This is a genomic window from Pseudomonas sp. I2, assembly GCF_040984075.1.
Lineage (GTDB): Bacteria > Pseudomonadota > Gammaproteobacteria > Pseudomonadales > Pseudomonadaceae > Aquipseudomonas > Aquipseudomonas guariconensis_B.
The window spans coordinates 1-20,794 of the sequence record NZ_JBCGFQ010000029.1; the positions used below are offsets into that span (position 1 = coordinate 1).

At 65.9% G+C, this 20,794-nt stretch carries 27 protein-coding genes and 2 pseudogenes; 28 read left to right on the top strand and 1 reads right to left on the bottom strand.

All coding sequences use genetic code 11. From position 1 onward, the window contains the following. Positions 1 to 69: 69 nt before the first annotated feature. Positions 70 to 270 (top strand): annotated as a pseudogene (locus WCE05_RS15860) (GNAT family N-acetyltransferase); the annotation flags it as partial. Between the two features lie 125 nt (positions 271 to 395). Here the strand turns inward: WCE05_RS15860 and WCE05_RS15865 are convergent. Beyond that, a complete protein-coding gene (locus tag WCE05_RS15865; RefSeq protein WP_001183923.1) occupies positions 396 to 695 on the bottom strand; it encodes a DUF2293 domain-containing protein in 300 nt (99 codons plus the stop codon). A gap of 616 nt (positions 696 to 1,311) precedes the next feature. Here WCE05_RS15865 and WCE05_RS15870 point away from each other — a divergent pair. From WCE05_RS15870 to WCE05_RS16000, 27 genes and pseudogenes are all read left to right on the top strand, one after another. Further along, positions 1,312 to 1,863, top strand: a pseudogene (locus tag WCE05_RS15870) (DNA cytosine methyltransferase); the annotation flags it as partial. Between the two features lie 243 nt (positions 1,864 to 2,106). Beyond that, the gene (locus WCE05_RS15875) at positions 2,107 to 2,664 is read left to right on the top strand and encodes a hypothetical protein (RefSeq protein WP_021264245.1); all 558 of its coding nucleotides are present in this window, start codon (positions 2,107 to 2,109) and stop codon (positions 2,662 to 2,664) included. A gap of 333 nt (positions 2,665 to 2,997) precedes the next feature. Further along, a complete protein-coding gene (locus tag WCE05_RS15880; protein WP_021264244.1) occupies positions 2,998 to 3,222 on the top strand; it encodes a hypothetical protein in 225 nt (74 codons plus the stop codon). A 21-nt stretch (positions 3,223 to 3,243) separates the two neighbouring features. Continuing rightward, positions 3,244 to 3,636 carry a hypothetical protein gene (locus tag WCE05_RS15885; RefSeq protein ID WP_021264243.1) on the top strand — a complete coding sequence of 131 codons (393 nt, stop codon included), beginning with the start codon at positions 3,244 to 3,246 and terminating at the stop codon, positions 3,634 to 3,636. A 210-nt stretch (positions 3,637 to 3,846) separates the two neighbouring features. Further along, the gene (locus tag WCE05_RS15890; RefSeq protein ID WP_021264242.1) at positions 3,847 to 4,584 is read left to right on the top strand and encodes a hypothetical protein; all 738 of its coding nucleotides are present in this window, start codon (positions 3,847 to 3,849) and stop codon (positions 4,582 to 4,584) included. A gap of 93 nt (positions 4,585 to 4,677) precedes the next feature. Then, positions 4,678 to 4,956 carry a hypothetical protein gene (locus WCE05_RS15895; protein ID WP_021264241.1) on the top strand — a complete coding sequence of 93 codons (279 nt, stop codon included), beginning with the start codon at positions 4,678 to 4,680 and terminating at the stop codon, positions 4,954 to 4,956. A gap of 282 nt (positions 4,957 to 5,238) precedes the next feature. Continuing rightward, a complete protein-coding gene (locus WCE05_RS15900; RefSeq protein WP_021264240.1) occupies positions 5,239 to 6,051 on the top strand; it encodes a hypothetical protein in 813 nt (270 codons plus the stop codon). Then, the gene (locus WCE05_RS15905; RefSeq protein ID WP_021264239.1) at positions 6,048 to 6,266 is read left to right on the top strand and encodes a hypothetical protein; all 219 of its coding nucleotides are present in this window, start codon (positions 6,048 to 6,050) and stop codon (positions 6,264 to 6,266) included. The genes WCE05_RS15900 and WCE05_RS15905 overlap by 4 nt, the downstream gene beginning before the upstream one ends. A 79-nt stretch (positions 6,267 to 6,345) precedes the next feature. Beyond that, positions 6,346 to 6,699, top strand: a complete 354-nt coding sequence (locus WCE05_RS15910; RefSeq protein WP_021264238.1) for a DUF3085 domain-containing protein — start codon at positions 6,346 to 6,348, stop codon at positions 6,697 to 6,699. A 147-nt stretch (positions 6,700 to 6,846) separates the two neighbouring features. Then, complete coding sequence (locus tag WCE05_RS15915) at positions 6,847 to 7,689, top strand: phosphoadenosine phosphosulfate reductase family protein (RefSeq protein ID WP_021264237.1); 843 nt, start codon at positions 6,847 to 6,849, stop codon at positions 7,687 to 7,689. 66 nt (positions 7,690 to 7,755) lie between these two features. Then, positions 7,756 to 8,313 (top strand): XF1762 family protein, encoded by a 558-nt coding sequence (locus tag WCE05_RS15920; protein WP_349814390.1) that lies wholly within the window; start codon positions 7,756 to 7,758, stop codon positions 8,311 to 8,313. Positions 8,314 to 8,460: 147 nt separating this feature from the next. Further along, positions 8,461 to 9,378 carry a DUF3577 domain-containing protein gene (locus tag WCE05_RS15925; protein WP_022580324.1) on the top strand — a complete coding sequence of 306 codons (918 nt, stop codon included), beginning with the start codon at positions 8,461 to 8,463 and terminating at the stop codon, positions 9,376 to 9,378. 56 nt (positions 9,379 to 9,434) lie between these two features. Further along, complete coding sequence (locus WCE05_RS15930; protein WP_023434798.1) at positions 9,435 to 10,124, top strand: DUF3275 family protein; 690 nt, start codon at positions 9,435 to 9,437, stop codon at positions 10,122 to 10,124. A gap of 94 nt (positions 10,125 to 10,218) precedes the next feature. Further along, the gene (locus WCE05_RS15935; protein ID WP_021264234.1) at positions 10,219 to 10,542 is read left to right on the top strand and encodes a hypothetical protein; all 324 of its coding nucleotides are present in this window, start codon (positions 10,219 to 10,221) and stop codon (positions 10,540 to 10,542) included. 99 nt (positions 10,543 to 10,641) lie between these two features. Then, positions 10,642 to 11,049 carry a hypothetical protein gene (locus WCE05_RS15940; protein WP_021264233.1) on the top strand — a complete coding sequence of 136 codons (408 nt, stop codon included), beginning with the start codon at positions 10,642 to 10,644 and terminating at the stop codon, positions 11,047 to 11,049. Positions 11,050 to 11,125: 76 nt separating this feature from the next. Further along, positions 11,126 to 11,467 carry a hypothetical protein gene (locus tag WCE05_RS15945; protein ID WP_021264232.1) on the top strand — a complete coding sequence of 114 codons (342 nt, stop codon included), beginning with the start codon at positions 11,126 to 11,128 and terminating at the stop codon, positions 11,465 to 11,467. Positions 11,468 to 11,578: 111 nt separating this feature from the next. Further along, positions 11,579 to 12,229 carry a hypothetical protein gene (locus WCE05_RS15950; RefSeq protein ID WP_021264231.1) on the top strand — a complete coding sequence of 217 codons (651 nt, stop codon included), beginning with the start codon at positions 11,579 to 11,581 and terminating at the stop codon, positions 12,227 to 12,229. A 64-nt stretch (positions 12,230 to 12,293) separates the two neighbouring features. Beyond that, entirely contained in the window at positions 12,294 to 13,403 is a 1,110-nt protein-coding gene (locus WCE05_RS15955) for a DUF6094 domain-containing protein (RefSeq protein WP_021264230.1), read from the top strand. A gap of 51 nt (positions 13,404 to 13,454) precedes the next feature. Beyond that, a complete protein-coding gene (locus WCE05_RS15960) occupies positions 13,455 to 13,772 on the top strand; it encodes a hypothetical protein (protein WP_021264229.1) in 318 nt (105 codons plus the stop codon). A 99-nt stretch (positions 13,773 to 13,871) separates the two neighbouring features. After that, a complete protein-coding gene (locus WCE05_RS15965) occupies positions 13,872 to 14,171 on the top strand; it encodes a hypothetical protein (RefSeq protein WP_021264228.1) in 300 nt (99 codons plus the stop codon). 116 nt (positions 14,172 to 14,287) lie between these two features. Then, positions 14,288 to 16,570, top strand: a complete 2,283-nt coding sequence (locus tag WCE05_RS15970; protein WP_021264227.1) for a helicase-related protein — start codon at positions 14,288 to 14,290, stop codon at positions 16,568 to 16,570. Between the two features lie 113 nt (positions 16,571 to 16,683). Next, positions 16,684 to 17,553: a hypothetical protein gene (locus WCE05_RS15975; protein WP_021264226.1), complete on the top strand. Its 870-nt coding sequence runs from the start codon at positions 16,684 to 16,686 to the stop codon at positions 17,551 to 17,553. A 158-nt stretch (positions 17,554 to 17,711) separates the two neighbouring features. Continuing rightward, positions 17,712 to 18,308 carry a PilL N-terminal domain-containing protein gene (locus WCE05_RS15980; RefSeq protein WP_021264225.1) on the top strand — a complete coding sequence of 199 codons (597 nt, stop codon included), beginning with the start codon at positions 17,712 to 17,714 and terminating at the stop codon, positions 18,306 to 18,308. Next, a complete protein-coding gene (locus WCE05_RS15985) occupies positions 18,305 to 18,946 on the top strand; it encodes a hypothetical protein (protein WP_022580325.1) in 642 nt (213 codons plus the stop codon). Before WCE05_RS15980 ends, WCE05_RS15985 begins: the two co-directional genes overlap by 4 nt. A gap of 14 nt (positions 18,947 to 18,960) precedes the next feature. After that, entirely contained in the window at positions 18,961 to 19,686 is a 726-nt protein-coding gene (locus tag WCE05_RS15990) for a TIGR03759 family integrating conjugative element protein (RefSeq protein ID WP_022580326.1), read from the top strand. Continuing rightward, complete coding sequence (locus WCE05_RS15995; RefSeq protein ID WP_022580327.1) at positions 19,668 to 20,258, top strand: transglycosylase SLT domain-containing protein; 591 nt, start codon at positions 19,668 to 19,670, stop codon at positions 20,256 to 20,258. Before WCE05_RS15990 ends, WCE05_RS15995 begins: the two co-directional genes overlap by 19 nt. Further along, positions 20,255 to 20,794: an integrating conjugative element protein gene (locus WCE05_RS16000; RefSeq protein WP_022580328.1), complete on the top strand. Its 540-nt coding sequence runs from the start codon at positions 20,255 to 20,257 to the stop codon at positions 20,792 to 20,794. Before WCE05_RS15995 ends, WCE05_RS16000 begins: the two co-directional genes overlap by 4 nt.

Below are 20,794 nucleotides of genomic sequence, written 5' to 3' on the forward strand. Positions count from 1 at the left end.
AGACATGCTGGGCTCGTCAGGATCAAACTGCACTATGAGGCGGCGGTTCATACCGCGCCAGGGGAGCGAATGGACAGCGAGGAGCCTCCGAACGTTCGGGTCGCCTGCTCGGGTGATATCGACGAGGTTGTGCGGCTGATGCACGACGCTGCGGCGTGGATGTCCGCCAAGGGAACGCCCGCCTGGGACGTCGCGCGGATCGACCGGACATTCGCGGAGACCTTCGTCCTGAGATCCGAGCTCCTAGTCGCGAGTTGCAGCGACGGCATCCATGTCTCGACGATGCCAGCGGAGTGCTTAAGCTACTCCTAGCGCATTGGGCGCTGGGACGGGGCGGGGGTGCATAGCCATGCACCGGCGGATAAGCGTGCGCGCGGCTCGCTCCACCGATTTGGCTAGGGGAGCGCGGTGCTGCGCCAGCTTTCTAGAATGTCGCTTACTTCGCGGCTGACAATTAACCGCGCCTCGGCGCGAGCCATACCGGAGATCGCCAAAAGTCGATCGTAGTCGGTAAGTTGGTGGCGGGCGAAGGTTGAGGCCACAATGCCGACGACCTTGCCTAGCGAGGCTTCTGTCCACCGTTTGGCCAGAATCCGTTCGATGAGGATCTCGCGGTATTCCGGCGGGCAGCGAGCTTGATGTTTGCGAAAATGTCGCTCGACCGTCCGCCGGGTGAATAATGTGCCTTGCTGCATGCGATGCCTCCAAGGAGACGCTCGCATCGGCCTACGCCAAAAGGGGTCGCATGAGGTGCTTGGGGGCCGCCAAAAGGGTAGCTCAGCGACATGCCTTCCGATGTTGCCGTCAGCTAATCGCCAACCTTGGGGGGCGGCAGTTCGTTCGGCGTTCCCCACGACAATAGCCAGGCTTTCACAGCCTCGTGGCTGATAGTCCGGCCTGCCTCAATGTCGGCAATGCCCTCGGCGGTCGCTTCCTGGTCGTCGTCAAAGTTGTCGGCTTGGGAGTTCACGCAGTCCAACTACCACAACACCCGACCGCCCGGCCACACCGGTCCGACGCCTACGCCTTTACGGCCACACGGTGTAATGGAGGAGAGAGAGCCAACACATGCGCCAGCGCGAATGGCTTGGCGGCGGTCCGCAGGATTTCAGTCGCCGCCTCGTAGGCTTCAGACGGGACCACTCGGTCCGGAGGCGTTGCGGCGGGACCCCTAGTGTGCGCCCTTCACAGACCCTGAGGAGCGCACCGCTCGCCTTCTTGCTGCCCATCGCGATAGCGGGGACATCACAACTGAGCAAACTCAGGGACGCCCAGTGTTGCGGCGGGACATCCACTTCTGCGTTTTTACAGCTGCGCGCCGGCGGGCATCGCAACAGCCATGCGAACGCCGGTGTCGTACCCGCCATCGCTTTCGCGCAGAACAACCGTGGTGAAGTGCGCTTCGAGTCGGGCCATGGCCAGGTGGCTTGCACCGTGCTGTCCAACGGCAAGCCGGGCTACGGCGTGCCGATGGTGGCCTGCGTGTCTCTGCGCGGCCGCGAGCAGGGCCTTGCAGCGGAGCTGGGCGGCAGCGTAGCGGCCACACTGCGTACCAGCGGCGGCGGCGCGGACAAGCCCCATGTGCTGGCCCCCGACTTCGAGGCGCATTTCCGCTACGACTGGAACGACCCCGGCCCCGGCGACTGGTCGCACTGGCGGGTGCGGCGGCTGATGCCGACGGAGTGCGAGCGGCTGCAAGGCATGCCCGATGACTACACGCTGATCCCCTACCGCGGCAAGCCCGCCGCGGATGCGCCGCGCTACAAAGCAATCGGCAACTCCATGGCCGTCCCGTGCATGGCATGGCTGGGCCAGCGCCTGGTGCAGTGCCTGCACAAGACGGGCTCGACCGCTTCGGATTGATCGGCGACGCAGCCTGCGGGCCGCGCCATTCTCCCTCCTGCATTGCCGACGTATCGGCAGCAGCCCGCAGCCAGGGTGTCAAGGCTGCCGTGGGTTCCCCCCGCGCCACCCGCCAGTTCGCCTCGGCATCTCACCGGCGAACGCTGCCCACCGGGGCATCGATGCCTCTTTTCTCCAACCCACGGGATGGCCGCCACGTCCCGTCAGGGGCATGTCGCCACCCGGTCGATTTCAGGACTTCCCATGGACAACATCACCAAGCAAGACCGCATCACGCTGAAGAACCTCAAGGTGGCAGATTTCGCCAGCGAGGAAACGATGTGCTTCAGCGCCACCGTCGTGTTCGACGGCACTCCCATCGCCGAGGCCCGCAACGACGGCCACGGCGGCTCGACGTTCCTGCGTGCGCTCAGCGGCAAGGTGGCGCTGCTGGCGCAGGCCGAAGCCTTCGCCAAGGGCCTGCCGCCTGCGCCGCTCCACCTCGGCCAGGAGGGCGAAGACCCTCACTACATCGACATGACGCTCGACTTCCTGGTCGATGAACTGGCCGATGCCATGCACGCGGAACGCAAGGTGCGAGCCGCGTTCAACCGCGACATCGCCAACAAGGTGCTTTTCATCAAGGACGGCAAACTGCTGTTCATCAAGGGCATCAAGCTCAAGGCCATCGCCGACCGCAAAGCGTACTTCGCTTCGCTGCGCGCCCGGCAGGCCCAGCCCATCGTCATCCTCGCCGAGCTTGCGCCCGAGCAGGCATTCGACCTGTGGAAGCAGCATGTGCTGGGCGACAAGGCCGACTGACCCAGCACCATCGCACCCTCCTGACAGCCCTGCACTCGTGCGGGGCTTTTTCTTTTCCCCGTGCCTATCAATCGGGGCTGGACCGGATGCCGTTTTCCAACTAACGCGACGCGGCCCGCGCACGAAGCTGCCCGCATGTTCGCTGATTCCGGTCAGCACATGCCAGCAGCCAGGGTTCCAGGCTGCCGCGGGTCTCTCCCGCGTTGCCCGCCAGTCCGCATCGCATCAATTCCGCGGACGCGCGTCCTCGTGACGCTGATGCTTTTTATCAACCGCGTGCGGGAGCTGCCATCCCGTGAGGGACGAGGCCCCGCTTTTCCAAGGAGCCCGTCCATGTCCCAGCAAGCCTCTTTCGGCCAAACCTTCGGGCAATTGGCCTCGACCTACTGCGGCAAGTTCCTGCCGCTCGAAGTCCTGCAAAGCGCCGCCGGCCACTACATCGGCACGCGCGATACCGAAGGTCCCGTTTCGCGGGAATCCCGCGAGTACTTCCGCAGCTACGCCGCGGCCCGGCGTGCCCTCGAAAGAGGCGGCTGGTCCCAGCTCGCCATTCCCTGATCCAACTGGAGGAATCACGTCATGAACCAGCTACTGCCGCGGGAAGTCGTCGATCAGATCATGCGGGAAGAACAGCATTTCGCTGCCGCGCCCCAAGCCTTCTTCGAGGCATGGAAGCGCGGCGTCGAGATCGCTGGCCCCGAGTGGTTCGGCGACGGCACCCGTGAAGGTCTGAACCAGGCCACGAGCAAGTGGGATCTGCGTCCCAACATGCTGCGGCTCAACGATGCCCTCGGCGTCCTGAGCAGCGGCGAACGCATGTTCCTGTCCGCTATGGTCAGCTTCTACAACGCGCGCGAGGGCGGTGCCATGCTCAAGCGCTGCCACTTCCACGGGCTGTCGGACTTCGACGGTCTCGACCTGCAACGCCGCAAGGTCCTCGCCGACCTGCTCGTGAACTACAACGGCTGGTGAGCCGGTCTCCGGCACACCACCACGTCTTCGTTCACTCCCCACGAGGGGCACGCGCCCACGAGGCCGTGCCCCTCATTTATTTCCCGTAGTCCAGCGCAGTGCTGACAACGCCATGGTCGGCACTTCCTGACGCTTTTTCCATTTTTCAACCCACCGGGTCCAATTCCCGGTGGCGGGGATTGGCTCCATTATTCAATCTGGAGAGATCCCATGTCCCAGAATCCTAATCCCTTCCTTCGCGGCTACTGGAATCTGAAAATCGTCCGCACGCTGTGCATCAGCTACGACGATGGAAGCCCGCATGTTTGGCGCAACATCCACGCGAGCCAGCAATTCCTTTCCGACGAAGAACTGGTTTCATCGTCCTGCATCGTCACCAACGATTTCGCCGTGATCAGCAATGGCCCTGAACCCTTGAGCGACGAAGTGCTGGCCGAATGCGATGCTGGTGAAGGCGTCAGCGGCGAAGGCGTGATTGGTGCCGTGGTCTATGCCATCCATGGCGAGGACTTCGACGGCCGCCCAGTCCACGTCGGCGATGCCTATTCGGCCGAGGCAGCGCGGGAAGTGGTGCAGCGCCTGAGTTTCGAGACCGGCTACTACAGCCGGTGCTGGGAGATCAGCCGTGAGCACATCACGGTCGATACCTGGCACTACCTCGCCGACCTGGCGGACATCGCTACGCCGGAGGCCATGCTGTTCATCGCCTTCCGTGTGCCGTACAGCCCGGCGATCGGCGTCAAGCTGATCTCCACGCCCTGGACGGATCAGAACCTGGAGCACGCCGAGGGCATCACCGCCGAGCAGCTTCGGCAGGAGCACCGGAACAAGGGCATGCCGGACGACCTGGCAAACATCCTTGAACTGGCCGGCCAAGCCGATGTGCGCATCCTCATCTTCGATGCCGACGCACCCGCGCTGCTGGGCCTGCCGCTGGCCGAGTCCTAGCAGCCGCGCGACACGCCGGCCTTCCTCATTGTTTCTCCATGCCAGCCCGTCTCCCCCAGGAGCCGGGCTGGTCCATTTCATAGGAGCAACCTCATGTTCCCCGACCTCATCTCGCGCGCACCCGACTTCGAGCACCAGCTCGGAGCCTGCGTCAACGCCATGAGCCAGGACGATGCCATCGGCCAGATCCTGGTATTCGAGCGCACGCACGGCACGCTGCACATGCGCCATATCGCCAGCGCCGACTTGGCAGACACCGACATCGACGACTACGAAATGGTCGTGTTCGACGGTGGTAACACCAGCGGCGACACGTGGAAGCATGTCTTCTTCCCGCGTCAGCGCGAGCACTACTTCGTGTACGAAGCCTGACCCAACCAGCCCCTTTCGAGGGGCTTTTTCTTGCCCGCAGCGCCAGAAACCGGGTGCGGCGCGGTGCCGTTTCATGCGGGCGGGTAGCCCGGTCCAGGGCCATCCTTGCCCCATGTTCGTCGGCGTTGCCGGCACATGCCCAGGCAGCCGAGACCTTCAAGGCTGCACGCGCGGGAAACCGTGCTGGTCGTTTCTTCCTACGGACGCGCCGCGTCCATCCACCCACAAGGGACCTCTCCCTTGCGGGCGGGGAATCCCTTGTTCTTCTTCAAGGAGATTCCCATGGATCGCTCTCTCGTCAAAACTCTGATGCCTTCGCTTGTCGCAGGCCATGTGCCCCGCAACGTGCGCACCTACAGCTACCGCGTGTACGACGGCTTGCCGCAACCCTCGTCACTGGGATTTGCGTTCGATCCCCAGCCCTTCGACGGCAAGGTGGTCGCGGCCAACGACGACGCCATCGTCGTCAAGCTCAAGCCCAGCGAGTTCGCGGTGCTCGATCCCCACCTGGTGACTACCGTTCCCAGCGAAGGCGCCAAGGTACATGTCCAACCGTATGCCCGCCGCCGCTTTGACGGCCTGCGCGCGGACACCCCGGAAGTAATCACCGAGAAGACCGCGGACGGTGTTCCCTACACCATCACCAGGCACATCCTCGGCTCCGCGCCCGCCAAGCTGCCCATTCCCGAGCCGCAGTGCATGGAACTGGGGCAGCTCATCCAGCAGTTGGAAGAAATGCCGGCACCCGACGGGTTCCGTCGCATCACCCACATGCTGGTCGATGCGGGCGCCCGCGACTTCACCTGCGTCGATCCCACGCCGTCCAAGATCATCGAAACGCCTCCGGCGATCAGCTTCACGGTCTCGACCGCGAAGTTCGAGGGCCGGGTGACGATCCTGTACGACCGCGCGGGCGACACCTACGTGGTGGAACTACATCACGACGGCGAACTGGTCGATCGGCACGACGAGGTGTATTTCGACATGCTCGGTGAAGTGTTGGAGCGGCTTATCGACGACGGGCGCTGGCGCCTGATCGACGTGAGCGTGATCGATGCCAAGGCTTCCCGGCGCCGTCAGGCAGTTGCAGCATGACGTCCGAGGCAAATGACTGCTGGGTGGTGTATTCGCCCAACGAGTCGGCCACCAGCGACAGCGCCGGTTTCTGGTCCAACGAGTTCGGCTGGGTCCAGTTCGACCAGGCAACGCACTTCTCGCTCGAAGAGGCCTTGGACGCAGAGCTTCCAGTCTCGGTCGGCCGGGATGCACGCTTCGTCACATGGCAGGACGCCCGGCAGCACTACGGCTGAGTCCGCAGCCTACCGGCGACTTGCCCCGCAGGCCTTCCATCCGTTCAGGTGGAGGGCCTTTTTCTTCAGGAGATCAACCATGTCACTGCGATTCAAAGGCTCCGACCTGCGCCCCGTGCTAGCCGAGGCCGTCGCCAACCAATGCCGCGTCGTCCTCGCCAAGGACCAGGGCGTGTACTTCCTCGCCGAGCAGGGAGAGCGCCGTCCAGATGGCCGCGTGAAGCTGCTGGCCTATGCCGTCGGCTGCAACCCGGATACCGACCCGTTCGATGACTGGTGGGAACTGGCGCGCGCCGAGCTGGGCGGCGACGACTTCGGCGAATTCTTCGACCCGAAGGAAGGCGTCTTCGCACGCATCCTGCACGGCACGGACGATCTGATGCTGTCCGCCACCACGACGCACCTGTCGCTGGAGGTGGTGCCATCGGCGTAGCGCGGCTACTCCCGTCCCCTCATGGCCCCCTTCATGGGGGCTTTCTTTTCTCCGCACCGCGGCCATTGCTGCGTGTGCGCGCTCGTCTCCGGCCGCCTTGGCCCGCCTCGTCGGCATGCCCGCCGACATTCCCACGGAGACGACCGCATGCACGACCCGTTCAAGATCACCCAGCCGACCTGCATCAGCTTCTCGGGCGGGCGCACCAGCGCCTACATGCTCTGGCGCGTGTTGCAGGCCAATGGCGGCCTGCCTGCCGACACCGTGGTCTGCTTCGCCAACACCGACAAGGAAGTGGAAGCGACCCTGCGCTTCGTGCGCGACTGCGCCGAGCACTGGCGGGTGCCGATCCACTGGCTGGAATACCTGTCCATCGAGCCGGGTTTCACGCTGGTGGACTTCGACCGGGCCAGCCGCCAGGGCGAGCCGTTCGAGGCGCTGATCCGCAAGCGCCAGTACCTGCCCAATCCCGTCGCGCGCGGCTGCACGACCAGCCTGAAGATTCGCCCGATGCACCGCTACCTGCGGCATCTGGGCTGGACGGACTGGGACCAGATGATCGGCATCCGCGCCGACGAACAGCGCCGCGTCGCCAAGATTCGCGCGCGCGGACACTCCACCGAATCGACCCACGAGACCATGTGCATGCCGCTGGCGGACGCCGGCGTCACCGTGCGCGACGTGGGCGCCTTCTGGCAGGCGCAGCCGTTCGACCTCGACCTGCTGACGGTCAACGGGCGCACGCTCGAAGGCAACTGCGACCTGTGTTTCCTGAAGCCTCGCGGGCAGCGCCTGGCCCTCATTAAGGCGCGGCCCGAGGCCGCCGTGTGGTGGGTTCGCATGGAGTCACTGAACCTGGCGAGCAAGCCCAGCGGCGCCCGGTTCCGCGCCGATGGCCCGAGCTACGCCGACCTGGCGCGCTTCGCTGCCGATCAGGGCGACTTGTTCGATGCAGCCGAGGAGCCGATCGCCTGCTTCTGCGGCGACTGATGCGCATGGGCAAGCCACCGTCCTCGCCATCGCTGCACCTGCTGCCGGTGTCCTTGCGCTGTGCCAATGCCTTCGGAGCACCACCGCCACCACCGGTCGGTTCAAGGGGCGAAGTTCGCCATCGCGGTCGCGCTGCCCGGCAGCGACGGCATCTGCGGCGTGGCCATCGTCGGCCGCCCGGTCGCCCGTCACCTGGACGACGGCTGGACCCTCGAAGTCACCAGGCTCTGCACCAACGGCGCACCGAACGCCTGCAGCAAGCTCTACGGCGCCGCCTGGAAGGCGGCCAAGGCACTGGGCTACACGCGGCTGATCACCTACTCTTGCCCGAGGAAGGCGGTGCCAGCCTGCGCGCCGCCGGCTGGCGGCTGGTCGGCACGCGCGGCGGCGGCGCCTGGAGCCGCCCCAGCCGTCGCCGCGCTGACACCCCCGAGCACCTGCGCGGCCCCAAGTGCCTGTGGCAGGCGCCAGGCGGCGCGGACAAAGGGAAACGCCCGGATGCCGATTGATTGCTGCCGCGCGCGCGAACCCCGCCCATGCTGCCCCCATGCCTCGCTGACAGCCGTCAGCAGCATCCCAGGTAGCCACGATCTTCAAGGCTACGGCGCGGTTCCACCGCGTTGATCACCCAGCTCGCACCGCATCCGTCCGCGAGCGGCCACCAGTCTTGGTGGCGGATGCTTTCGCCTTATCAACCCACCGCGGGGTTACGCACCTTTCCCCGCATGCGTGGGCCGGTGTGTCTCCGCTTCATCCCAATGGAGATTCACCATGAACACCACGTCCAACGAGAAATCGTATTTCGACATCCATACCTCGGGCATCGGATATATCCAGCGTGCCCGCGAGGTTCCCGTTCGGGGCGGCCGCCGCGCACAGCCTTTCATCGCATGCACGATCGCCGCACTGGTCGGTTCCGCCAAGGACCCGACCTACCGCTACTTCGACGTCAAGGTGTCCGGTGCGGATGCCAAGAAGCTGGTCGAGCGCTACATCGGCGTTGACGATCCCAAGCAGCGCCCGCTGGTGCGCTTCCGCCTCGGAGACCTCTGGGGCGATGCGTACATTCGTGACAAGGGCCAGCACGCCGGCAAGCCGGGCGCCAGTCTCAAGGCGCGTCTGCTCAAGGCCGAGCCGCTTGACCGGGCCGAACTGGCTTCGATCAGGCAGCACGAGCTGATCACGCGCGGCATCGGCTACCTCAGCCGTCCGAAAGACATCACCCCCAAGGATGGCGATCCGTTCCTGTCGTGCTGCGTCGCGGCACTGGCCGGGCCTGTCGGTGAACCGGAATATCGGTACTTCGACACCATCGTCACCACCCCCGAGGCCGAGCACCTGGTACGCCGGTGCGTGCAGGCCATCGAAGGGGATCGCAAGGTGCTGATCGGCTTCAAGTTGAACGACATGAAGATCGATCCGTACATCCGCACCAAGGGCGAGCGCGCCGGGGAACCGGGAGCGAGCCTGGAATCGACGCTGATCCACATCGGTCTCATCAAGATCGACGGCAAGACGGTCTATTCGCCGAGCCAGGCGCAAGCCGAGGCGCCGCAGGCCGAGGACGCACCCGCGCCCGAAGCCGAGGTTGCCGCCGACACCGCTGCCGACCAACCTGTCGATCCCGCCGAGCGCGAGCCCGCAGAAGAAGTCGAGGAGCAGGAGCCGGCGATGGCCGAGTCGTTCTGATCCGGCATGGCCCCTCACGGGGCCTTGCTTTTTCCTATTTCCCAAGGAGAACCATCATGGCAGCCACATCGGCACCTGCGAGATCAGTCCTGCCCATCGTCGTCCCGGGTCAGCTCACATTGCGGACCATCCGCGGCAAGAACGGCCCGTTCACGGTCGGTCGCCTGACCACCCCCATCGGCGAGTTCGCCATCAAGGACGCGGAGCTGGAGCAGTACCCCGAAGGCAAGTACGACGGGGAGTTCGTCATCCGCTACATCTTCGCGAAGTCCTATCCGGTCGCGGGTGGCGCACGGTTTGAAGTCCGCGCCAACCTCGATGGCATGACGCTCAACGGCATCGAAAAACTGAGCCGTGACGAGGCCCGCAGCTTCGCCACCCAGGAAATCGATCCGCTCGATGAAGAGCTGGGAGCGCAGCCAGCGGCAACGCCGGCCAAGCCCGCCAGAACGTCCAAACCCGCCAAGCCCGCACCCGTGCAGGCATCCGCGGACCCGCTGGTCGATACCACGCCCTTCGGTGTGGATGCGCCGACGCCCGCTGCGGCTGCTGCCACCGGCAGCGCCGAAGATGGCGACGCCGCACTGTTCGGCATCCTGTGGCCACTGGGCGAATCCGTCCGACTGGATTCGACCATTGACCGGCGCACCTTGCGCGCGCAGGTCGCCCGCCTGGGCCAACTGGGCTACAAGCACCAGTACCAGACGCAGGAGTGGAGCCGTCAGGCCGCACTGGAACCTGCGTGATCGCAAACGCCGCATCTGCGGTGTTCTTCATCCGCCCGCCGGGGTTCCTTCCCCATGCGGGGGAGGCTCCGGCATTTTTCTGGAGGTCTCCATCATGTCCACCATCGCTTGCGATACCCCCCGTTCTACGCTGGACGAACCCGCGTGGCAGGCTGTCTGCAAGACGGCTGCCGAGCACGCCCAGCGTGGTTGCGGCTTGGCCTGGGAACACTGGGTCACGCTTTTCAGTTCCGAGATCGACGCGCAAGTCAGTCGGTTGCCGGAAAGCCAGCGCGCCCATGCCCTGGAAATCGCTACCGAGGAATGGGACTACGCAACACCTGCCGAACGGCAGGAAACCCAAGAGTGGCTCGCCGAAAACGGCTGCTGCTCGCACGGGATCACGCTGGGTTGTTGCCCAGCCGGTTGCGGTTCCTAGTCCGCACCGAAATCCATCGCCGCACGCGCGGCATTCCATCACCCGCTGGGTGTCTTCCCCACGGGGAGGCCTCCGGCTCCACTTTTCAGGAGGCCTCTCATGGGCTGGTATTTCTCTTCCCAATCGCGATCCGACCTGATCGCGGAACTGGTCGCACCCCAGGAGACCGAGCGCGTCAGCGCGAAGGTCATCGCCCACACCCTGCGCGGCAACGTGCTGTGGTCCGTGATCGAAATGACTGCCAAGGTCGAAGGCGTGCATCGTGATCTCTCGCAGGGCCAGTCCCTGCGCTACATCCGCTGCGACCTGCTCGAATGCAGCGGCGGCCAGTGGGGCTACAAGCCGCTGGACGAATCCATGCACCCGTACTACTACTCGTGCCCGCTGTCCTATCTGGATCTCGCACCGGAGCAGTCCGCCGACTGGCGTGCAGGCGTTCGCGCCTACCACGCACGACGGCGTACCCCGACCGCCGCCCTGGCATCCGCTACGGCGCTGACGGCCTGAATCTCTTCCTTCCACCCGCCAGGGCAGCACTTGCCCACGCGGGCGGTGCTGTTCCAGCTCATCCAAGGACACCACCATGAGCCAGCACTACTTCGAGACCCATCACAAGGGACTTCCCATCACGGTCATGCTCGGCTGGGATCGGCCACTGCGCTATTTCTTCATGACGATCCGCAAGCCTGCCGAGCTGATCGACAGCACCATGAAGGTCGAGGACGAGGATTTCCTGTACAGCAACCTGCACGAGGAAGACCCGTTCGGCCACGGCCTGGACTACTACCGTGCGGTCCTGGGCCATTTCCACATCGACGTGCCGAGCAGCATGTTCACCGAAGTCCAGAAGGACTACGCGGGGAACGTCAGCAATCGCGTCGTCAAGCATGAGGCCGATGGTTCGTTCACCGAACTGAGCGCCTGACGTCACCTGCGACGCAGCCGAGGCATTCGCCCTGGCGCTGCGCGTTTTCATCCCTAACGGGGCATTCACTGCCCCTGCGGGCGGTGCGCCCCTCACATCGAGGAAACCACCATGCCTGCAACTTCATCCGACCAGCCCCTGTACCGCATCGACGAATGCAGCGACCTCATGGCCGATGCCTGCGTTTGCGGGAACCAGGGCGACTTGATCTTTCTCTCGGTCTGGGCGCGCGACACCGCCATCCAGCAGTTCATCGGGCGGCTCACCCTGGGCCGCAGCGAGGACGGCCTGGACCAGTTCCACGTCGTCACCGACCAGGGCGGTTCGCTGCCCGTGTTCGTCGGCTCGGTCGAGCGCCTTGAAAAGCGCCTGACCCGCAGCTATCGCCGCACGCTGTTCGGCTCGATGGTCAATCTCTGGCTGTTCGACCGGCGCTGCATCCGGCCCGACAAGAGTTCGGCCAGCGCCTTGGCGCTGTTGCCGCGCTCCGCGGCCGATCCAACGTCACGCCTGTGGCACCTGGTCAAGGACACATGCCCGCTGCCGCTGCTGGACCACTGGCAAACGCCAGTCCTGGCGCTGCTGCGCGAGCGCGAAATGCTGTGCTCCCTGCGCATGGCCCTCGGGCCGCTGCAAGGGTTCCGGCTCGCCATCGACGTGCCCGCGCTCACCGAAGCGCTGGGCGACCTCATCCGCCAGGGCGTGCTCACCGCCTATCCCTATCCGGCCAGGATTTGGACGCCGGAAGTGGAATCGGTTTGACCCAACGCGGAGGCATGCCTTGGCGTGCTTCCGTCCTTCATCCCAACCAGACAGGAGACTTCCCATGGCACTCATGTTCCCCAGGCTCGCTCGGAATTTCGCCAAGAACGGGTACTACCCGACCGACGAAGCCACCCTTGAAAGAACCCTCGGCGCACTGGCATCCGGTGACGGGTCGATGTGCATTCTTGACCCCTGCGCAGGCGAAGGCGTTGCCATCGCCGAAGCCGCCCAGGCCCTCGGGCCTGAGCTGGCCAGCGCCTATGCCGTCGAGTTCGACCAGGAGCGGGCCACCCACGCCCGGCTGCTGGTCGATCACTGCATCCACGGTGACCTGATGGACACCATGATCTCGCGGCAGGCCTTCGGCCTCCTGTGGCTCAACCCGCCGTATGGCGATCTCGCAAGGGACACCAGCGGCAACCTGGGCTACGAAGGCAAGGGCCGCGCCCGGCTGGAAAAGCTCTTCTACCAGCGCACGCTGCCCCTGTTGCAGTACGGCGGCATCCTGGTCTTCATCCTGCCGTCCTACGTGCTGGATCAGGAGATGGTCGGCTGGCTGACACGCCATTTCACGGACCTGTCCGTGTTCCAGGCGGTGGACAAGCAGTTCAAGCAGGTCGTGGTGTTCGGGCGTCGTGTCCGGCAGCGCGACCAGGCGGGCGATGACGTGAAAGCGTCCCGCGCCCGGCTGCTGCAAATCGGCCTGGGCGAACAGGAGGCGGAAGAATTGCCGCCCGAATGGACGCTGCTGCCGTATGTGGTCCCCACGGCCCAGGCCGAGCCGGAGTATTTCTACCGGATCAGCATGGAACCGGAGCAGTTCGCCGACGAAGTGCGGCGCCTCAAAGGCCTGTGGCCTGCGTTCGAGACCCATCTGGGCGCGACCCAGCAGACCTTGCGTGCTCCGGCACGCGCCTTGTCCCAGTGGCACCTGGCACTGGCCCTCGCGGCCGGCGCGATCTCCGGTGTCGTGCAGTCGCCCACCGGCCGCACCCTGGCCGTCAAGGGCGACACGTTCAAGCAGAAGTCTTCCGCCGTGGAATACCGCGAGCGCGACGACGGCTCCTTGGCCGAGACCCGAATCCTGACGGACAAGTTCGTGCCGGTGATTCGGGCCTGGGACCTCACACCCAGCTCTTCCACGCTGGGACAGGTTCTCACCATCCACTGACCCCGCAGGCGGCTTGCCGCCTGTTGTTCATCACCTGTAAGGAGTATCCCCATGCTGTCCATCTTCCAGGGGCGCAAGCCCAAGGTTCCACCACTCTTCGCACCGGGCACGCTCAAGCTGAGTGAGAAGGTGCATTGGCTGGCAAGCAAGAGCCTCATCGACCCTTTGCCTTATGTGCAGCGCCATGTGCGCGGCGACTGGGGCGAGGCCAGTGAGGCCGAGTGCCAGTTGAACGACGTCGCGCTGGAGCAAAGCGCTCCCATGACGTCGCGCTTCCAGATCACACCGAAGCTGTTCCTGCTCGTCATCACCAGTGACGACCAGCGCACCACGGTCGTGCAACTGCCCGAAGAAGGGGCCGTGAACTGATCGTCCAGCGTCCGCAGCCGCGGCGCGTTTTCTTTCCACCCACCGGGGTTTCTCGCCCCGACGGGGCGAGGTGCCTCTTTTCCTGAAGGAGCCATCTCCATGTCCACCGTTGCCCAACACGCTTTTCCCAGGTTCAACCCCGGCCAGGTCGTCATGACCTCGGGCGTCGCCAGCCTGGTTCAACAAGGCCAGCTCAATCCCCGTCCGTACCTGTTGCGGCATCTGTCTGCCGACTGGGGCGACCTCGACGACAGCGACCGGCGCCAGAACGACGCCGCGCTGAAGTCGGGTGAGGCCCGCCTGTTCTCTGCCTATGAGGTCGGCCCGAGCCTGAAGGTCTGGGTCATCACCGAATGGGATCGCAGCGTCACCACGGTGCTGCTGCCCAGCGAGTACTGATCGTCGTCATCACCGGCCAGATCCCGAATCCGGCCGGTCTTTCCTTCCCACCCCTGGGGCATGTCACCGCCCCTTGGGGAGTGGTGCATGCCCCGTTCTTCTTTCGGAGCATCACCATGAACGCACAAGTCATCGACGCGGCCCCGGCCGCTGACCCCTCGTCCGAGATGGACGACCTGCTCGAACAGGAACCGTCCGAACTGTCCATGAGCCTTCAGGACTTCGTTTCCGAGTTCGGGGACGAGCTGCTGGAATCCCTCAATCGGGCGAACCCGCCCGTCTATAGCGGCACACCGCGCCCGCACCGGCAACTGGTGCTGGCCGGGCTGAAACGCCAGTTGTTCCCCGCCCAGGCCGAGGTCGTGCATGCGGCCTCGGAACTGCTCGTCAACCAGGGCGAGCGGGCCGTTTTCGTCAACGGCGAGATGGGCACCGGCAAGACCACGATCGGCATTGCGCTGGCCGCGGTCCTGCATGCCGAAGGCTATCGCCGCACACTCGTCCTGAGCCCGCCGCACCTCGTTTACAAGTGGCGCCGGGAAATCCTCGAAACCGTCGCGGGCGCAAAGGTCTGGGTGCTCAATGGCCCGGACACGCTGCTCAAACTGATCAAGTTGCGCGAGCAGCTTGGCGTGCCTTCGCCGGCGCAGGAGTTTTTCGTTCTCGGTCGTGTCCGCATGAGGATGGGCTTTCACTGGAAGCCCGCCTTCGCGCGCAAGCACACCCGTCACGGCGACGTAGGGGCGTGCCCGCACTGCGGGGAGGTCGTCACCAACCTCGACGGCGAGCCGATCAATGCTCAGGAGCTGGAGGCGGAAGAGTTCCGCCGCAAGTGCAATGGCTGCGGCGGCGCGCTGTGGACGCTGATGCGTCCGCGGTCACTGTCCGGCAGCGACCAGTCCTCGGCTGTGCTGCGTGCCTTGAAGCGTATTCCCACCATCGGCGAAGCCACCGCGCAGAAGCTGATGAAGACCTTCGGGGACAGCTTCCTGGCCTCGATGCTCGGCGACAACCTGCACAACTTCATCAACCTGATGGACGCGAGCGGGAAGTTGGTCTTCAGCGACCGCCAAGCGCACCGCATGGAGCGGGCCATGGCGAACATGGAGTTCGGCTTCGGTGAAGGCGGCTACCAACCCAGCGAATATGTGAAGCGGTATCTGCCGCGCAGCACGTTCGACTTGCTCATCGCAGACGAGGCCCACGAGTACAAGACGGGCGGTTCGGCGCAAGGCCAGGCCATGGGCGTCATCGCGTCCAAGGTCCGCAAGACGGTCTCGCTCACCGGCACGCTGATGGGCGGCTACGCCGACGATCTTTTCCACCTGCTGTTCCGCGCGCTTCCGGGCCGCATGATCGAGGACGGCTACATCCCCGGCCGCAACGGCAGCATGAACGCCGCCGCCATGGCCTTTATGAGGGATCACGGCGTCCTCAAGGACATCTACTCCGAGTCCGACGGTCCGGCGCACAAGACGGCCAAAGGCAGCAAGGTCACGGTCAGAACGGTCAAGGCCCCCGGCTTCGGCCCCAAGGGCGTGCTGCGGTGCATCCTGCCGTACACCATCTTCCTGAAGCTGCGAGACATCGGCGGTGTTCTGCCACCGTATGACGAGGAGTTCCGGGACGTGGCGATGAGCGCCGAGCAAGGCGAGGCGTATCAGAAGCTGGCTTCCAGCCTGACGCAACAGCTCAAGGAGGCCTTGCGCAAGCGGGACACCACTTTGCTGGGCGTGGTTCTCAACACGCTGCTGGCGTGGCCCGACTGCTGCTTCAGGGCAGAGACGGTCCGCCATCCGCGCACGCGCGAGGTGCTGGCATTCACACCGGCTCAGTTCAACGAGCTGGAGGTGATGCCCAAGGAACGCGAACTGATCAACATCTGCCGCGAGGAGAAGGAAGCGGGTCGCAAGACCCTGGTGTATTCGGTCTATACCGGCACGCGGGACACCACGAGCCGGCTGAAGATGCTGCTGGAGCAGGAAGGCTTCAAGGTGGCGGTGCTGCGCGCAAGCGTGGATGCCAGCCAGCGCGAGGACTGGATTGCCGAGCAGATCGACCGGGGCATCGACGTGCTCATCACGAACCCCGAACTCGTCAAGACCGGGTTGGACTTGCTCGAATTCCCCACGATCGTGTTCCTGCAATCGGGGTGGAACGTGTACACGCTGCAGCAGGCCGCGCGCCGCTCGTGGCGGATCGGCCAGAAGCTCGCCGTGAAGGTGATCTACCTGGGGTACGCCGCCTCTTCGCAGATGGCGTGCCTCGCGCTGATGGCCAAGAAGATCCTCGTGTCCCAAAGCACGTCCGGCGATGTACCCGAATCCGGGCTGGATGTGCTCAACCAGGACGGTGATTCCGTCGAGGTCGCACTGGCCCGGCAACTGGTCGCCGCCTGATCCCCACGCCAACGCCGGCCTCGCGCCGCCGGCTTTCCGTTGTTCCCACCTTGCAGCCACGTCCACGGGAACCGTGGGCGTAGCTGCTCTTTTTTCATCCCAAGGAGATTTCCATGAACGCTACTACCCAAGCCACGCCCGAAACCGTCAATGCGCGCCTGACGCTGGACGTGACCTATCTGCTCAACGGCGAGGCCGCGTCGGAATTGCTGGCACGGCTGGAACGCATGTGCGAACTCGCCATCGGCGAGGGTCTGCTGAGCGGCGATACCGCCGCGGAAGTGGACACCTGGTCGATCGATGTGTCCGAGGTGCCCTCGGCGGCCGACCACGAAACACTGGAAGCCGAGATCGCCGCCTTCATGCAGCAGCGCATCGAGGACGGCAACCTCAGTGCAGAGGACATCCCCGTGCGCCTGGCGCGCTATGGCCTGATGGCCCCCGAGGCATTCGCCGACGAAATGCGCGAGCGCATGGGCATGGACGACGACGCCCCCACGGGCCGAGCCGTCATCCCCTCGACCGAACCTGCCGACGGCAGCGAGATCGAGATGCAAATCGCGGTCGCCTGCGTCGATGCCTCCGGTGGTCCCGACATGCCGATCTTCAAGGTCAGGATCACCCAGGAGGAATACGACCTGGGTATCCACTACGACAAGGCCAGGGACTTGGCCGAGGAAGCCCGCTACGAAGGGCCGTTCGTCTGCTTCGACACTGCCGAATACGGCCCCATCCTGTCGGCCGCCCGCGAACTGGGCCTTGTCCCGCAGGTCGTCGTGATCGATATGACCGACGGCCAGATCCACTCCATCCGCTGCGACAGCGGCGAGATCAAGGTCATCTGCTACGACACCAGCGACACCGAAGAGTATTCGGCGGCGGTGGCGAACCGGCCGCTCGGTGAGAACGGCCAGTTCGTGCGCTGCTGGTCGCACACCCAACTGGCACAGGTCGATCCCGGCCTGAAGCTGGCTCGGGATTGATCGGGCGAAGCCCGATGCGTTTTCACTGGCCCCTTCGGGGGCCTTTTTCTTTGGAGGGAGGCTGTCGGGAAATCGGGCGCTGCCTGATTCGCATTGTTTGCTGCCGCTCTTGGCCCGAGGGACGAAGGTGATGGCTCGATGTTTCAGGACGACGCGCCATGTGCCCCTCTCCACCCTGGTTCCACCATCCCGAACGCCGCCTGCTGGCGGGATTTCTCGGCCTGCTTTGGTCGGTGCTGGCTGGCGGCTGCGCGACGACCGCGCCGGTCGCGCCCGACACCATCGAGGAAGTCTCGGCCGCGCCCGCACCCGAGGCGCCCGAGTACATCCCCGTCGTGCGCTACGGCCGCTACACCCTCGTGGAACTGGCACCCACGGCAGCGCAGCGCGACCTGCTGTTGCAGACCATCGATGTCGCCATGCCCGAGGATGCCCGCGCCACGGTCGGCGACGGGCTGCGGCATGTCCTCAAGCGCAGCGGCTACGGCCTGTGCCAGACGGCGCGCGCGGTGATCGAGCTGTACGCACTGCCGCTGCCGGCGGCGCACCTGCATCTCGGCCCCATGACCTTGCGCGATGCGCTGCTCACCTTGGCTGGCCCGGCCTGGGAACTGCACGCGGATGACCGCGCACGGCAAATCTGCTTCGAGCGGCCTGGCGACAGCATGGCCGCCGACAACGCACCCGCACCGCCCGCCACCGAGGCGGTGCAGACGTTCCCGCTGGCGCCCGCGGTATCGGGAGGCCAGCCATGAACGCCCCGCAACCCGCCCAGCGTTCAACCGCCGCCGTGGTGGTGCAGAGCCTGATGTGGCTCTGGCTGTTCGGCCTCAGTGTCTTCGTGGCCCTCGGCTACCAGGCCATGAACGACCAGGCCGACCAGGAGCGCCTCGATTCCCGCCTGCAACGCCTCGAAGCGCAGGCGACGGGCCTGGCCGAGACCGTCGAGGCCATCCAGCAGCGTCCGGCCGTCGCCACGGCGGCAGACCTCAAAGACACCCGTCAAATCCTGGAAGCACGCGCGGCCCAGGTCGAGAAATCGCTGAGCGCCTATGCCGCTGCCGACGACCTTCAGGCACTGCGCGCCGAAGTCGAGCAAGTCAAGGCGCGGCAGACCGCTGCGCGCGCCGCTGCACCCGCCCAGCCGCGCACCAGCAACAAGCCCGCCGCCAAGCCCGAACCGCCGCCGCTCCCGTTCCGCATCGTCGGTGCCGAACTGCGTGCCGGCGAGCGCAGCGTGTCCGTCGCGCCGAGCAGTGGCGACTTCACGCCCGACCAGCTTCAGGTGCTGCTACCCGGCGATGCGGTCGGCCCGTGGCACTTGCAGGCCGTCGAGGGCAACACCGCGGTGTTCCAGGCCGGCGACCAGACCCGCCGCGTGGCGATTCCCTGACCGGAGCAGATCGCATGAAGCCATCGATCATCCTTTCCGCGCTCCTGCTGGCGTCCACCCAGTGGCCCGCCTGGGCGCAGCAGCCCGCCACGGCTCCCGCCCGCAATGCGCAAAGCCAGGAGCGCCCGCTTGTCGCCCGCATTCTGGACGACCGGGTGGCGAGCGACTGGGGCCTGCAACCGCAGGAGTGGGCGCGCTACCGCGAACTGATGGACGGGCCGCTGGGCATCTACTCGCCCAACCTGGACCCGTTGTCGGCCCTGGGCATCGAGGCGCGCACCGACGAGGAACGGCGCCGTTACGCAGAGCTGCAGGTGCAGGTCGAAGCGCGCCGCGTCGAGAAGCTGCTCGCCTACCAGAAGGCATACGACGAGGCCTGGCAGCGTCTGAACCCCGGCATGCAGCGGGTGAACTTGCCCGACGACAAGCCGGTCGCGGGAGCCACGCGCGGCTCCGGCCGCACGGCGGTGTTCGTCAAGGACGGCTGCGAAGCCTGCGGCCAGCTCGTACAGCGCCTGCAATCCTCGGGAACCGAGTTCGACCTGTACATGGTCGGCAGCCGCCAGGACGATGCGCGCATCCGCGACTGGGCCAAACGCGCGAACGTCGATCCGGCGCGCGTGCGCCGCGGCACCATCACGCTCAACCACGACGGCGGCCGCTGGCTGTCGCTGGGCCTGCCCGGCGACTTGCCCGCGGTCGTGCGCGAGGTGAACGGCCAATGGCAGCGCCAGCCGTAGTCGCATCGCTGCGCGCACTGGTGCTTGCCGCTGGCCTGTACGCCGGCGCGGCCCATGCGCAAGAGGTTCCGCCACCGGCCTACCAGCTCGCCGCACAGCGCGCAGGCATCCCCTCGACGGTGCTCTATGCCGTGGCCTTGCAGGAGAGCGGCATCCGGCGCAACGGGCGCATCGTCCCGTGGCCGTGGTCGCTCAACGTCGCCGGCCAATCGCGCCGCTATGCGACCCGTGCCGACGCCTGCGCGAGCTTGCAGCGGGCGATGCGCTCCACGCCGCACACGCGCATCGACGCGGGCCTGGGCCAGATCAACCTCGGCTACCACCAACACCGCTACGCCAGCGCCTGCGACTTGCTCGACCCGTACCGGAACCTCGCCATCGCCGCCGAGATCCTGCGCGAGCAGCACACCCCGGGCGAAGACTGGTTGCTGGCGATCGGCCGCTACCACCGTCCTGCCGGGGGTGAGCCTGCCGCCCGCTACCGGCGCAGCGTATCCCGCCACCTTGCCCGCGTGCAGGGCGCGCGCCCAACCGCCGCGGTCCTCGCCGCGCGCCAGGAGACATCCCCATGACGACATTCCATCTGGCCTTACGGGGCCTGCTCGTGCTGCTGGCGGGTCTGCCGCTGGCCTCGCTTGCCGGCGAGCCACTGATCGTGGTCGAAGACCGTGGCGGCGCATCGGCACTGCCGTATTACGAGGCCCTGAATCTTCAGCCGCGCGCCAACGCGCCGGCCCGGCCGCCGATCCCGACGCCCCAGGTTCCCGCCACGCCGGCGGACGAGGCCGCGATGCTGCCGGTGCACAGCGCCAAGCTCACGCCCGGCACCGTCGCGCGGCGGGTGATCGAGGCTCCGGGCCTGCGGCCTTTCGTGGTCGTCGGTGACGACGAGGCGTCCCATGCCTGGCTTCGCCGCCAGGCGACCGCGCTGCGCGAGCGTGGCGCGGTCGGTCTGGTGGTCAACGTCGAGACCGTGCAGGGCCTGGCGCGGCTGCGCGCCCTGGTGCCCGGCGTACCCCTCGCGCACGTGTCCGGCGACGACCTAGCCGAGCGTCTGGGCCTGCGGCACTACCCGGCGCTGATCACGGCCACCGGCATCGAGCAATGA